13 protein-coding genes and 1 pseudogene are annotated in these 12,688 nt (G+C 72.9%); 6 read left to right on the top strand and 8 right to left on the bottom strand.

Annotated elements, in window-relative coordinates; genetic code table 11:
- Positions 1-48 precede the first annotated feature (48 nt).
- The 3 genes from FF36_RS14735 (at position 49) to ilvD (ending at position 3,564) form a co-directional block, all read left to right on the top strand.
- Complete coding sequence (locus FF36_RS14735; RefSeq protein ID WP_044885635.1) at positions 49-393, top strand: antibiotic biosynthesis monooxygenase family protein; 345 nt, start codon at positions 49-51, stop codon at positions 391-393.
- Between the two features lie 30 nt (positions 394-423).
- Positions 424-1,599 carry a collagen-like triple helix repeat-containing protein gene (locus FF36_RS14730; protein WP_044885634.1) on the top strand — a complete coding sequence of 392 codons (1,176 nt, stop codon included), beginning with the start codon at positions 424-426 and terminating at the stop codon, positions 1,597-1,599.
- Positions 1,600-1,710: 111 nt separating this feature from the next.
- The gene (ilvD, locus tag FF36_RS14725) at positions 1,711-3,564 is read left to right on the top strand and encodes a dihydroxy-acid dehydratase (RefSeq protein WP_044885674.1); all 1,854 of its coding nucleotides are present in this window, start codon (positions 1,711-1,713) and stop codon (positions 3,562-3,564) included.
- Positions 3,565-3,609: 45 nt separating this feature from the next.
- Here the strand turns inward: ilvD and egtD are convergent, their stop codons facing one another.
- From egtD to egtA, 5 genes and pseudogenes are all read right to left on the bottom strand, one after another.
- The gene (gene egtD, locus FF36_RS14720; RefSeq protein WP_063870433.1) at positions 3,610-4,707 is read right to left on the bottom strand and encodes an L-histidine N(alpha)-methyltransferase; all 1,098 of its coding nucleotides are present in this window, start codon (positions 4,705-4,707) and stop codon (positions 3,610-3,612) included.
- Positions 4,708-4,750: 43 nt separating this feature from the next.
- A pseudogene (locus FF36_RS37950) lies at positions 4,751-5,041 on the bottom strand (ergothioneine biosynthesis protein EgtC); the annotation flags it as partial.
- Between the two features lies 1 nt (position 5,042).
- On the bottom strand, positions 5,043-5,584 hold a 542-nt coding region (gene egtC / locus FF36_RS37945), incomplete at its 3' end, for an ergothioneine biosynthesis protein EgtC (protein ID WP_242422510.1).
- Between the two features lie 4 nt (positions 5,585-5,588).
- A complete protein-coding gene (gene egtB / locus FF36_RS14710; protein WP_044885631.1) occupies positions 5,589-7,025 on the bottom strand; it encodes an ergothioneine biosynthesis protein EgtB in 1,437 nt (478 codons plus the stop codon).
- Positions 7,007-8,260, bottom strand: coding sequence for an ergothioneine biosynthesis glutamate--cysteine ligase EgtA (gene egtA, locus FF36_RS14705; RefSeq protein WP_242418983.1), 1,254 nt, complete (start codon positions 8,258-8,260; stop codon positions 7,007-7,009). Before egtA ends, egtB begins: the two co-directional genes overlap by 19 nt.
- Before the next feature lie 670 nt (positions 8,261-8,930).
- Between egtA and FF36_RS14700 the strand changes: the two genes are divergently transcribed.
- The 3 genes from FF36_RS14700 to arfB all read left to right on the top strand — a co-directional run bounded on the left by FF36_RS14700 (position 8,931) and on the right by arfB (position 10,477).
- Positions 8,931-9,722 carry a nuclease-related domain-containing protein gene (locus FF36_RS14700; protein WP_044885629.1) on the top strand — a complete coding sequence of 264 codons (792 nt, stop codon included), beginning with the start codon at positions 8,931-8,933 and terminating at the stop codon, positions 9,720-9,722.
- Positions 9,723-9,807: 85 nt separating this feature from the next.
- Positions 9,808-9,954, top strand: coding sequence for a DLW-39 family protein (locus tag FF36_RS14695; RefSeq protein WP_009741505.1), 147 nt, complete (start codon positions 9,808-9,810; stop codon positions 9,952-9,954).
- 88 nt (positions 9,955-10,042) lie between these two features.
- Positions 10,043-10,477, top strand: coding sequence for an alternative ribosome rescue aminoacyl-tRNA hydrolase ArfB (gene arfB, locus FF36_RS14690; RefSeq protein ID WP_044885673.1), 435 nt, complete (start codon positions 10,043-10,045; stop codon positions 10,475-10,477).
- Between the two features lie 19 nt (positions 10,478-10,496).
- On the opposite strand, the gene FF36_RS14685 is transcribed toward arfB, so the two are convergent.
- The 3 genes from FF36_RS14685 to FF36_RS14675 form a co-directional block, all read right to left on the bottom strand.
- On the bottom strand, positions 10,497-10,844 hold the full coding sequence (locus tag FF36_RS14685; protein ID WP_044885628.1) for a hypothetical protein: 348 nt from the start codon (positions 10,842-10,844) through the stop codon (positions 10,497-10,499).
- 125 nt (positions 10,845-10,969) lie between these two features.
- Complete coding sequence (locus FF36_RS14680; protein WP_082121918.1) at positions 10,970-11,824, bottom strand: ABC transporter permease; 855 nt, start codon at positions 11,822-11,824, stop codon at positions 10,970-10,972.
- Positions 11,821-12,684: an ABC transporter permease gene (locus FF36_RS14675; protein ID WP_044885627.1), complete on the bottom strand. Its 864-nt coding sequence runs from the start codon at positions 12,682-12,684 to the stop codon at positions 11,821-11,823. Before FF36_RS14675 ends, FF36_RS14680 begins: the two co-directional genes overlap by 4 nt.
- Between the last annotated feature and the right edge of the window lie 4 nt (positions 12,685-12,688).

Here is a 12,688-nt window from a genome sequence, read left to right as displayed (position 1 = left end):
GGAACGTGGGGACGACCGGGAACATGCAGCACATTGAGGAGACGTCCGGTGAGTGACGGCGGGAACAGCGGGCCCGAGGCGTCGGGCGTCCTGGAGATCGCCCACTTCGACGTGCAGCCCGGCACCGAGGAGAAGTTCGTGGCCGCCTATCAGGAGGTGCGCACGGAGGTGGTCGGCACGCCCGGCTGCCGGTCCGCGCGGCTGACGCGGGGCATCGAGTCGCCGTCGAGCTTCGTGCTGCTGGTCGAGTGGGACGGACTGGACAGCCACCTGAAGAACTTCCGGGAGTCCGACCGTTTCGTCCGCTGGCGCGCGGCGCTCGGACCGTACTTCGCCGGTCCGCCGTCCGTGGCGCACGGCGTGGACGTCCCGGCCGGTCCCGACCCGGCCTGACCTGCCCCGCGACCGCCTGGACCCCTGACCATGGCAGCGTTCTTCGGGTATCTGTTCGTCGCGCCGTTGACGGCCGGTTTCTTCGGCTTCCTCATCTGGCTGATCCCGGCGATCCTGCTCCGCGAGCAGATCACCAGGTTCCAGATCCGCCCGTTCGCGTTCTTCGTGACCGGCTACGCCTTCACCGGCGTCCTGACCCTCTACCTGCTCATCGCTCGATCCTGGGTAGGGCCGATCGCCGGCACCGCTGCCTCGCTGGGACTCGTCTGGGTGATCCGGGATCAGTGGCGGCGGCGCCGGCCCCTGGCCAGCCGACAGGGGACTCGCCGGGGCGGCCCGCCGCAGCCCGGCCAGCCGGGACCCGGCGGTCAGCAGCCGGTCGGGTACCCCGGCCAGCCGATCGGCCACCCGGGTCAGCCCGGTTTTCCGGCTCAGCCTGGCTATCCGGGTCAGCCCGGCCACCCGGGTCAGGCCGGCTTTCCCGGTCAGTCCGGCTATCCGGGCCAGGTCGGGCAACCAGGCTATCCGGGCCAGGTGGGTCAACCGGGCTATCCGGGTCAGCTCGGGCATCCAGGTTGGCCGGGCCCGCCGGGTCGGCCCGGCGGGCCAGGTCAGCCCGGTTATCAGGGTCCGGCGCCGGCCGCCTACCCGACCGGTCAACCGGGTGGCGGGGTGCCCGCCCCACCGCCAGGCTGGCCTGGCGCGCCGACGGGCGGCCCGGCGGCCGGCGGTCGCGGCGGGACACCTCCGGGGAAGCCGGACGCCCGCCCACCCGGGACCGAGGACGGTCCACCCGGCACGGACTTCCCGGCGATCCCGGACTACCCGCCGATGGCCGAGCAACCATCGGACCTCGACCTCCCCCCCATCCCCGGCTTTCCGCCGATCCCCGACTACCCGCCGATCCCGCCGATCCCGCCGATCCCCGACTACCCGCCGACCTTCGACGCGCTCACGGACCCCAAGGCCGGCCGCGGCGGCGGGGATGATTCCGACCGCCCGGCCGATCCGGCCGATCCGGCCGGTGGGCCGGATGGTGGGCCGGCAACCGGCGCTGGCTCGCCGCCCGGTCCGGCGGGGGGTCGCAATGCCGGTCGCCGGATTGCCGGCTACCCCTGGGCCGCCCCGCCGCCCGGGCAGCGTCCGGGTGGCGCGTCCCCGCGACAGCCGCGGTCGGCACCCGACGAACCCGACTCCGACGGCTGACCGGGCAGTTGCGCAGGGTGGCGTCCGGGATGTGGCGTACCGTCGTGACATCGCCAGTCCGCTGCCGGCGGCCCTCGTCGGGGCGTAGCCGTCGTGACGTCCGAGGTCGAGATGCCCGCTCTCCGCTCCCGTACCACCACGCATGGCCGGAACATGGCCGGGGCCCGCGCCCTGTGGCGCGCGACCGGCATGACCGATGACGACTTCGGCAAGCCGATCATCGCCATTGCGAACAGCTTCACCCAGTTCGTGCCGGGTCACGTGCATCTGCGTGACCTCGGCGCCCTGGTCGCGGAGGCGGTTGCGGAGTCCGGCGGGGTGGGCCGGGAGTTCAACACGATCGCGGTCGACGACGGCATCGCGATGGGGCACGGCGGGATGCTATACTCGCTGCCGTCGCGGGAGATCATCGCCGACAGCGTCGAGTACATGGTCAACGCGCACTGCGCCGACGCGCTGGTCTGCATCTCCAACTGCGACAAGATCACCCCCGGCATGCTGCTCGCGGCACTGCGGCTCAACATCCCGACCGTGTTCGTCTCCGGCGGGGCGATGGAGTCCGGCAACGCGGTGATCTCCGGGGGCACTGCCCAATCCAAGCTCGACCTCATCACGGCGATGTCCGCGGCGGTGAACCCGGAGGTCTCCGACGGCGACCTGTCGACGATCGAGCGGTCGGCGTGCCCCACCTGTGGCTCCTGCTCCGGCATGTTCACCGCGAACTCGATGAACTGCCTGACCGAGGCGATGGGGCTTTCCCTGCCCGGCAACGGCTCGACGCTGGCCACCGCCGCCGCCCGCCGTGAGCTGTTCGTCGAGGCCGGCCGGCTCGTCGTCGACCTGGCCCGGCGTTACTACGAGAAGGACGACGAGGCCGTCCTGCCCCGCTCGATCGCGACGGCGGCGGCGTTCCGCAACGCGTTCGCCGTGGACGTGGCGATGGGCGGCTCGACGAACACCGTGCTGCACCTGCTCGCTGCCGCCGTCGAGGCCGGCGTCGACGTGACGCTCGCCGACATCGATCAGATCTCCCGCACCGTGCCCTGTCTGTGCAAGGTCGCGCCGAGTTCCACCCGGTACTACATGGAGGACGTGCACCGGGCCGGCGGGATCCCGGCGATCCTCGGCGAGCTGGACCGGGCCGGCCTGCTCGACCAGGACACCCACTCGGTGCACGCGGCCAGCCTGCGGGAGTTCCTCGACCGTTGGGACATCCGCGGCGCGGACCCGGCGCCGGACGCCGTCGAGCTGTTCCACGCGGCGCCGGGCGGGGTGCGCACCATCGAGCCGTTCAGCTCGACCAACCGCTGGGATTCCCTCGACACCGACGCGGCGAACGGCTGCATCCGCTCCGTCGAGCACGCCTACTCCGCCGAGGGCGGCCTCGCCGTTCTGTTCGGCAACCTCGCCACCGACGGCGCGGTCGTCAAGACCGCCGGGGTGGACGAGAGTCAGTGGTCCTTCCGTGGCCCGGCGCTCGTCGTCGAAAGCCAGGAGGATGCGGTCGACGCCATCCTGAACAAGCGGGTCCAGGCCGGCGATGTGATCATCGTCCGGTATGAGGGCCCCCGCGGCGGTCCCGGCATGCAGGAGATGCTCTACCCGACCGCCTTTCTCAAGGGGCGGGGGCTCGGGCCCAAGTGCGCGCTGATCACCGACGGCCGGTTCTCCGGCGGGAGCTCGGGCCTGTCGATCGGCCACGTCTCGCCGGAGGCGGCGCACGGCGGCACGATCGCCCTCGTCCGTGACGGCGACATCATCGACATCGACATTCCGACGCGCAGGCTGGAGCTGCTCGTCTCGGACGAGGAGCTGACGCGGCGCCGTGCCGAGCTGGAAGCGGCCGGCGGCTATCGGCCGGCGGACCGGGAGCGCACCGTCTCGGCGGCCCTGCGCGCCTACGCCGCGATGGCGACCTCGGCGTCGACCGGTGCCGCCCGCGACGTCAGCCTCCTCGGCGGCTGACGGCGGGGGCGGCTGGCGGCCTGCCCTCGGGCGGGCTGCCGGGGTTCAGACCGGGGCTGCCGAGGGCGCGGTCGAAGGCGTCGCGAGGGTCACGGCGAAGTCGCCCTCGGGGTCGGTCCACTGCTGGGCCACCGCCCAGCCGGCGTCCGCCAGCTCCGCGGTGATGCCGTCCCGGGTGAACTTCGCGCTGATCTCGGTCAGCAGGTCCTCCCCGCGCTGGAAGTCGATGGCCAGCGCGAGGGAGTCGATGGTCACCCGCTGGTCGCGGACCGCGCGCAGCCGCATCTCGATCCAGGAGTCCGCCGCGTTCCAGCGGGCGACGTGCGCGAAGCCGCGGATGTCGAAGTCCGCACCCAGCTCCCGGTTGATCACGGTGAGCACGTTGCGGTTGAACGCGGCGGTCACCCCGGCCCCGTCGTCGTAGGCGGCGACGAGCCGGTCCGGATCCTTGACCAGGTCCGTGCCGAGCAGCAGGGCGTCGGTGGAGCCGCACTGCTCGCGCAGCGCGCGCAGGAAGGCACCGCGCTGGACGGGCCGCATGTTGCCGATCGTGCCGCCGAGGAAGGCGATGAGGCGCCGACCGCCGCCGGGCAGGTGCGACAGATGCCGCTCGAAGTCGCCGACGACGGCGTGCACGGCAAGGTCCGGGTAGGCGGCGATGAGGCTGCGACCGGCCTGCGTCAACGTGGACTCGTCGACGTCGAACGCGACGAACCGGCGCAGGTCGCCGCCAGCCCGCAGGGCGTCGAGCAGCAGCCGCGTCTTCTCGGACGTACCCGAGCCCAGTTCGACGAGCGTGTCCGCGGCGCAGGCGGCCGCGATGGCGCCCGCGTGGCCGTCGAGGACCGCCCGCTCACGCCGGGTGGGGTAGTACTCCGGCAGCCTGGTGATCTCGTCGAACAGCATGCCGCCGGCGGCGTCGTAGAACCACTTGGGTGGCAGTTCCCGCGGGTTCGCGGTGAGCCCGGTGAGCACGTCGCGGGCCAGGTTGACGGCGCGATCCGCCGCATTCACGTGCCTGTCCAGGGTCAGCCCCGCAGGCGGTGCCGTCCCGGCGACCGTGCCGTCCCTGCCGGCGGCGCCGTCCATGCCGGTAGTGCCGGCGCCACCCGCGGGGGTGGTCGTCGGAGTCCTCGCTGTCATCGTGGCGCCCTCCATCGACGTGGTGCAACCCACAGTAACCGATCTAAGGGATCAAACTACGAAGAGTGACTTTGCGTGTGTCGGCCATGAGGAGATGATGGTCCGGAACGTCGACCCAGCCGGGTTCGTCGTCATCCGGCTCGCTTGTGATCAGGACGCCGTCGGGTTCCACCCGGTAGGACAGGCTGTCCAGCCAGGCGGTCGCCACGAGCTGGGTGCCGTCCGTCACCAGCAGGTTCAGCCGGGCCACGTCGTCGCCGGCCACCGCCGCCGGCTGCGGTGCGGGTTCCGGTCCCGTCCCGGACGCCCAGTCGCCGGCCCACGGCACGATGCCNCCCGCCCGCCGGTCCGCGAGCCCGGCGCCGCTCAGGGACAGCACGACGTCGGCCACGGCGTCGGCCAGGGGGCGCTTCGCGGCCCGCTCCCAGACCAGCGCGGCCAGCAGCGCCGAGTCGCACGCGGAGTCGGGCGTCGGCGCATCGGGCCGCTCGCGCAGCAGCGCCCGCACGGCCGCGGGGTCGACGCGCCCGTTGTGGCTGAGCAGCCGGGTCCCATCGGTGAACGGAGCCGTCGAGGACTCCTCCACCGGCATGCCCACGCTGGCGCTGCGCACCGCGGCCAGCACACAGCCGGACGCGATCGCACCCGCCATCGACGCGTAGGAGGCGTCGGTCCACATCGGCACCGCGCGGCGCACCCGGGCCGGCTGCGCGCGCAGCCCCGGGGCGTACCAGCCGACCCCGAAGCCGTCGGCGTTGATCGTGCCGTGCCGCATCCGGCGCGGCGCCCAGGACTGGCGCAGCAGGCTGTGGGGTGCGTCCATGGTCAGCCGCGCCAGGGTGCGCGGCGCTCCGAGCCAGGCGAGGTGACGGCACATCGGTTCAGCCGGCGTCGCGGGCCAGGCGGAAGCCCGCGAAGATCTGGCGACGAATCGGGTAGTCCCAGTTGCGGAAGGTGGTGCGCACGGCCGCGGGATCCGTCGCCCAGCTTCCCCCGCGCAGGACCCGGAACGCCGAATCCGCCCCCGGCTTCGGGAAGAAGACCTCGCTGTACTCGCGGTAAGGATGGGACCGGAAACCCGGGTACGGGGTGAAACCGCTCGCGGTCCATTCCCACACGTCCCCGATCATCTGCTCGGCTCCGCAGGGACTCGCGCCCGCGGGAAAGGCCCCCAGCGGGGCCGGGCCACTCGTGCGATGCCCCAGGTTGGCATGCTCTGGCGTCGGATCGGTGTCCCCCCACGGATAGCGCCGTGAACGTCCGGTGGCCGGGTCGTGGGCGGCGGCCTTCTCCCACTCCGCCTCCGTGGGCAGCCGGCGGCCGGCCCAGCGGGCGTGCGCCTCGGCCTCGTACCAGCAGACGTGCTGGACCGGCTCGTCGAGCGGCACCGGCTCGACCCGGCCGAAGCGCCGGCGCAGCCACACCTCACCGTCGCGCCACCAGAACGCCGGCGCCGTCAGGTTCTCCTGCCGGCGCCACTGCCAGCCCGCGGGCGACCACAGCCGCTCGTCGTCGTAGCCGCCGGCGTCGATGAAGGCGATGTGCGCCCGGTTGGACACCGGCAGGGTGTCGATCCAGAACGCCGGCAGGTCCACCCGGTGCGCGGGCCGCTCGTTGTCGTAGGCCCAGGGCTCGGTGCTCGTGCCGAGCGTGCACGGCCCGGCCGGCACCAGCACCTCGGCGCGCGGGACGGTTCGTCCGGGCGGCGGCGCCTGTCCGGGGGCGAGCAGGGGCGGTCCGGCGCGGAGCTGATGGGTGGCGAGCATCGTCTCGTCGTGCTGGTGCTCGTGCTGGATGACCATGCCGTAGACGAAGCCACCGGCGAGCAGCCGGCGCCGGTCCGCGGCCGGGTCGCCGGGTCTGGCCGGCTCGCCGGGTCCGCCGGTGCCGGGAAGCGGCGGCGCGTCGGCCTCCCCGGGGCCGGTGGGCAGCGGCGCGAGCCGGTCGAGGGCGTCGAGGGTTCGGCCGCGGACCTCGTGCAGATAGGCGCGGGCCTCGGCCGGGTCGAGCAGGGCGAGGCGGATCCGGCTGGCCCGGCTGTGCCGGAAGGCATCGTAGACGTCGTCCAGGCCCGGCCGGGTCGCGGCGGCGTCGCCGAGCGCGCGCACCAGCCACAGGTCCTCGTAGTTGCCGATGTGGGCGAGGTCCCAGACCAGCGGCGACATCAGCGGCGAGTGCTGGCGGACGAGCTCCTCGGCGTCGATGTCGGTGTAGGTCAGCGAGCGCGCCCGCGCGAGGTCGAGCGCGCCGGCCACGGACTGGGCGGTGACCGGCGCCGCCGAGGGTGCCGGGTCCTGAGTCAGGCGACCGATACGCACAGTTGTGCCTCCTCGCGCAGCAGACCGGTCGGGCCGATCAGAATGAACCGCTCGGACAGCTCGTCGGCCGGACATCGGCCCCGCTGTGGATAACGCTCGGCGAACATCTCGACCGCGTCCGCGAGATCGGCGCAGCCGGCGCGGCGCAGCGCGGCGGCGGCCAGCTCCAGGCAGCGCACCGCCGCCAGCCTCAGGGGCTCGTCGGCCATGCCGAGCATCGCCGCCGCCGGCCAGCGCCGCGCCACCGGCGCGCAGGCCTGTGCCGCCCCCTCGGCGGCGACCGGATCGTCGAGCAGGGCGGTGGCCACCGCCACCGCCACCCGCCAGCCCTCCCCCGGCTGAGCGTCGAGGTAGCGCAGCTCCCACCAGCCCCGCGGGCGGACGGGCGGGAACAGCGTCGTCGCGTGGTATGCCAGATCGTCGAGTGTGGGCGCCCGCTCGACCGGGCCCCGCCCGGCGATCCAGTCCCCCAACGTGTGCCCGCCGGTGGCCGCGACGAAGCGGCGGTCCTCGCCGGGCCCGCTGTCGCCCGTGGGGTCGCCGATCATCATCAGTTTCGCCTCCAGCAGGTACCGCGCCCAGCGGCCGGCGAGATCGCCGGGGCGTGCCGCCGCCGCGCCGGGCCCCGCGTCGCCGCCCGCCGCCGGCAGCGCGGGCAGGTCCAGCACGGAGCCGGTGCGGCTCGCGTCGATACCCGACCAGACCGCCTGGCGGGTCGAGCGCCAGCCGGTACGCCGGCCGGTCAACGCCGGAGAGGCGGCGAACATCGCGGTCAGCACCGGCCCGACCGCATGAGCCAGCCGAAACCGGTCGGCCGCCTGCGCGGGCGTGGCACCGAGATCCAGATTCACCTGGACGGACGCGGTCGAGAACATCATCACCTTGCCGGAGGTCCCCCCACCGGTACGGAAGTGCTCCTCCATGGCGGCGTACCGGGACGCGGTGGTCTGGCGTACCCCGGCGCGCAGCGGGTCGACCCCCATCCCGACGATCGCGAGGCCGTCCTCGGCCAGCGCCGCCCGCACCAGGTGCAGATCCGCGGCGGTGGACTGGACGGCGGCGGCGAGCCCGGCCGGCGGACCCGACAGCTCCAACTGGCCGCCGGGCTCGAAGGTGAGCCGGCTGCCCCCCGGCAGGACCGGCCCGGCGGCGCCGGTGGTCAGGCCGGCGATCCGGTCGAGCGCCCGGCGGGTTCGCACGGGCGGGACCGGCCGGTGGACCGCCCGGCTGTCCACGACGAACCACTCCGTCTCGATCCCCACCGACGTTCCGAGGCGCGCGACATCGCCGGCGGGTACCGAGAGCGACCCACCCGCGGGGATCTCGGTCGGGGNGACGCAGCCGGCGGCGAAGGCCCATACCGCGTCGAGGTCGACCGGCCGCTCCGGGTGAGCCGACTCCGGGCGAGCCGGGGCGGATGGCTGTCCGGTAGGCGACTGTCGGCTTGGCGACGGCGCTGCGGGCGACCGGTGGGACGACAGAGGCTCATCGTCCCCGGATCCCCGGAGTGTCACGTGACGTGGCATTCTGCGGCTCCTTCTCGGTGCTACCACCGGCCGGCACGGCGCCCGGTGGCGGCCTTCCCGGGGGATTCTCCCCTGCACGGCCCGCCCCCTACCCGGCGGTCGCGTGTGGTGTCGCCTCGGCCGGTTCGCCGACGGGTGGTATAGATGTGGGTTCAACGTGGTTCTCGCTCGCATATTCCACGCCCCTGACCCTGTCGCTGTTGTGTATTCGATGGAATGGTGACCGGGATGGACCAGAAAGCCGGTAGCGCGCCGTGACGAACTGGCGCCCGACCCGGTCCCGGACCCGGAGACAACGCCGAGCGCGACGGCGTCATGACGGCGCCGGGAGGTGGTGACCGCGGCCGTGTCCGATCGACAGTCAGCGGGACGTTCGGCCATGGCCGAGTACCTGCGGCGCAAGCAGTTGTATTCCGCCGAACGCGGAGATCACAAAGGTCGGGCGCTGGCCACCGGCGGGGCCCTCGCGGTGGGTGCGGCCCTGGTCATCGCCGTGCTGTGCGCCCTCGCCGGGTTGCCCGGCGTCGGAACCGCCCAGCTTGCGGTGCTTGCCGCGCTCGCGGTCGGTGTCGTCGGCGCCGTGCGCTTCCTGCGTACCCCGCCGGAGATCGAGGCCTGGCGCGAGGACGCGGAGGCCGAACGCAGCACCGCCCGCGCGCTCGACCGACTGGTCCGCGCCGGCTACACCGTCCTGCACGATCGTTGCCTGGCGGACTCGGCCGGCAACATCGACCACCTCGTCATCGGGCCGTCCGGGGCCTGGGTGATCGAGACCGACGCCCACCAGGGGCCCGTCCGGCAGAACGCGGCCGGTGTCTGGGCCGGCAAGGTGCCGCTGCGGGCGATGCTCGGCCTGGTGGCGTGGATGGGCGAGGAGGCCACCGCCCAACTGCTCGGCGAGCTGCCGGACGGCTGGCAGCTCGAGGTCCAACCGGTCGTCGCCTTCGCCCGCGCCGAAGTTCCGGCCGGCCTCGCCCTCGTCGAGGGCGTGCTCCTGCTGCCCGCCACCGGGGTGGCCGAGTACGTCCTGTCCGCCGGGGTGGTGCTGCGGCCCATCGACGTGGCGATGCTGGTCGACGTGGCCGAGCGGGCGTTCCCCGCCTACGAGGTGTCGGGGCCGCCGCCGTCCTGGCCCGCCCGCTCTCGGCTGCGCGGACTGCTGCGTCGCTGACCCGTCGCGGACAGGCCGGCGATGGTCGGGATACCGTGGAACGACTGAGCCACCCCCGGCCGAGGACGCCGACGAAGGAGTCGACATGGCGCGCAAGATGACCGTGCTGGCGCTGCTGGCTGGTGCGGGGGCCGCCTTCTCCGCCGCCCGGCGGCGATCCCGGGGCAAGGAGGAGATCGACCTCTGGCGGGAGGCGACGTCCACCACCGGGTCTCCGGCCGGCGGCCGCTGACCGGCAGCGCGGCGGCGGCGCGCCCGCAGCGGCTCGGCGGCGCGGAACTCGCCTGACGTCGCGTCCGTCGTCGGGCACCATGGGAGCCATGCTGCCCCGTGAGATCCCGGTTCGCCCGGGTCTCGTACTGCCCTCGGCCGAGCTGCGCTGGCGGTATTCGCGCTCGTCGGGGCCGGGTGGCCAGTCGGTGAACACCTCCGACTCGCGGGTGGAGCTCTCCTTCGACGTCGCCGGCTCGCCGGCGCTGTCACCGACGCTGCGGCAGCGCGCACTCGCGCGCCTGGGCGACCGGCTCACCGACGGCGTGTTCACCGTCGTCGCCAGCGAGCAGCGCTCGCAACTGCGCAACCGGGAGGCCGCGCTCGACCGGCTGGTCGACGCCCTGCGGGTGGCGACCGCTCCACCACCGCGGCCGCGGCGGCCGACGCGGCCCTCGCGCGGGGCCGTCGAGCGGCGCCTGCAGGCGAAGAAGCAGCGGTCCGCGACGAAACGGGACCGCCGCAGCCGGCCCCCCGACGACTGAGCCCGACGCTGCCGCGTGGTCAGAGTTCGACGATGCCGACGTCGGCGACGAGCATGCCGAGCAGGCCCGTAGGCGCGGCGAGGTGCAGCTCGATGCGGGTCGCGGGGGCCAGATCCTCGACCACGCGCAGCGGGACGTGGACCGAGCCGCGGGCGCCGATCGGGAAGAAGCGCATCGGCGCACCGTCACGCTGCAGGATCAGACAGATCAGCTCGTCGGTCGAGTTGCCGCCGCGAAAGTACAGCGGCTGGGCGGTGACGCCGGCCGGGACCACGTAGCTGAACGCCGGCCCAAGCGGGAACGGCGCGTCCAGCCCCCTGCCCTCGAACGGGACGATCCCCTGCAGGAAGCGGGGCGTGGTGAACATCCCCACCTCCTCCCCTCGAGGCCTGCGCGCTTCCCTCGGGGCCTGCGCACGCAGGCCGTCGGTACGCCGCTGTCCCGGGGATTTTCGCGCGAGCGTGTTTCCGTCATGTTACGGCTGGCTCAGGGTCAGATCCGACGGCGGCGCAGCAGGAGCGCATTGCCGAGCGCGAGCAGCACGCCGACCACGAAGATGATCGTGGCCATCACGTTGACCTGGGGCGGCACACCGACCCGGGTGGCGCCGAAGACCCACAGCGGGAACGTCAGGGTGCTGCCGGCGTTGAACGTCGTGATGACGTACTCGTCGATCGACATCGCGAAGGCGAGCAACGCCCCCGAGGCCACTCCCGGCAGGATGAGCGGCAGCGTGACCAGGCGGAACGTGGTGAACGGGCCGGCGCCGAGGTCGCGTGCGGCCTCCTCGACGGAGCTGTCGAAACCGGCGAGCCGGGCCCGCACGACCACCGCCACGTAGGAGATGTTGAACATGATGTGCGCGATGAGGATGGTCAGGTAGCCCCGCGGCACGCCCATCGTGATGAACAGCGACAGCAGCGACGCGCCGAGCACCACCTCGGGCGCGGCGATGTTGGCGAACATCAGCAGCTCCACGCCGCCACGACCGCGGAAGCCGTGCCGGCCGAGCGCGAGGCCCATCAGGGTGCCGAGCACGGTGGCCACGGCGGTGGACAGCAACGCGATCGTCAGCGAGTTGACCAGCGCGGTGGTGAGGTCGGGGATGGCGAACAGCTCGCCCCACCAGCGCAGGGTGAAGCCGTTCCAGGTGTTGTTGCGCTTGCCCACCCGGTCGTTGAAACCGAACACGATCATCACGATGATCGGTAGCACCAGCCAGAGCAGGATCAGCCAGGTGTAGGCGTGCAGGAGCCGCTCACCCAGCCGCCCGCCGCGCCGGCCGGACCGAGAGCGGCCGTCGCCCGCCGGGTCGAGGCGGGCCGGTGTGGCCTCCAGGATGGTCACCGTGCGCTCAGCTCCAGGACGTCCCTGGTGCCGAGCAGGCGGGCGTAGACGAAGATCCCGACAAGCAGCACGGCCATCAGGATGAACGACACCGCCGAGGCGAGGGGGTAGTCCGCGTTCGTCAGGTAGGTCGTCTGGATGATATTCCCGATCATGGTGGTGTTCGTGCCGCCGAGGACGTAGGCGTTGACGAAGTCCGACGTCGCCGGGACGAACGTGAGCAGGAATCCGGCGAACACCCCGGGCATCGACAGCGGCAGGACGACCCGGCCGAACACCCCCCGGCGGTTCGCGTACAGATCGTCGGCGGCCTCCAGCAGCCGCGGGTCGACCCGCTCCAGCGCCACGTAGATCGGCAGCAGCATGAACGGGAAGAAGTTGTACGTCAGGCCCGCGACGACCGCGAACGAGGTGGCCAGGACGTGGAAGTCGGCCGGCAGCAGCCCGGCATCCTTCAGGTTGCCGAGCACGATGCCGTCGTCGGCGAGCAGGAACTTCCAGGAGACCGTGCGGATGACGAAGGAGACGAAGAACGGCAGGAGCACGAGAAACAAGTAGTTCGACTTGTTCCGGCCCGCGTGGAAGGCGATCCAGTAGGCCATCGGATAGGCCAGAAGAATCGTCGCCACCGTGGCGATCAGGCCAAAGATCAGTGAGCGGATGAACTGGGTGTCGTAGGTGGTGATCGCGTCGGCGTAGACGCCGACGTCGAAGGTCTGGGTGAAGCCGTCGACGACGTTTCCGGTCTGCAGGGAGACCGACAGCATGACCGCCATCGGCACGACGAAGAAGATGGCCAGCCACAGCCCACCGGGCAGGACGAGGAAGTAGGGGGCGAGGGCCCCGGCCCGCCGCCTCACCGCG

It is taken from the genome of Frankia torreyi (assembly GCF_000948395.1).
GTDB lineage: Bacteria > Actinomycetota > Actinomycetes > Frankiales > Frankiaceae > Frankia > Frankia torreyi.
The sequence above is the reverse complement of the archived record's forward strand: the minus strand, read 5'-3'. Positions and strand labels throughout refer to the sequence as shown.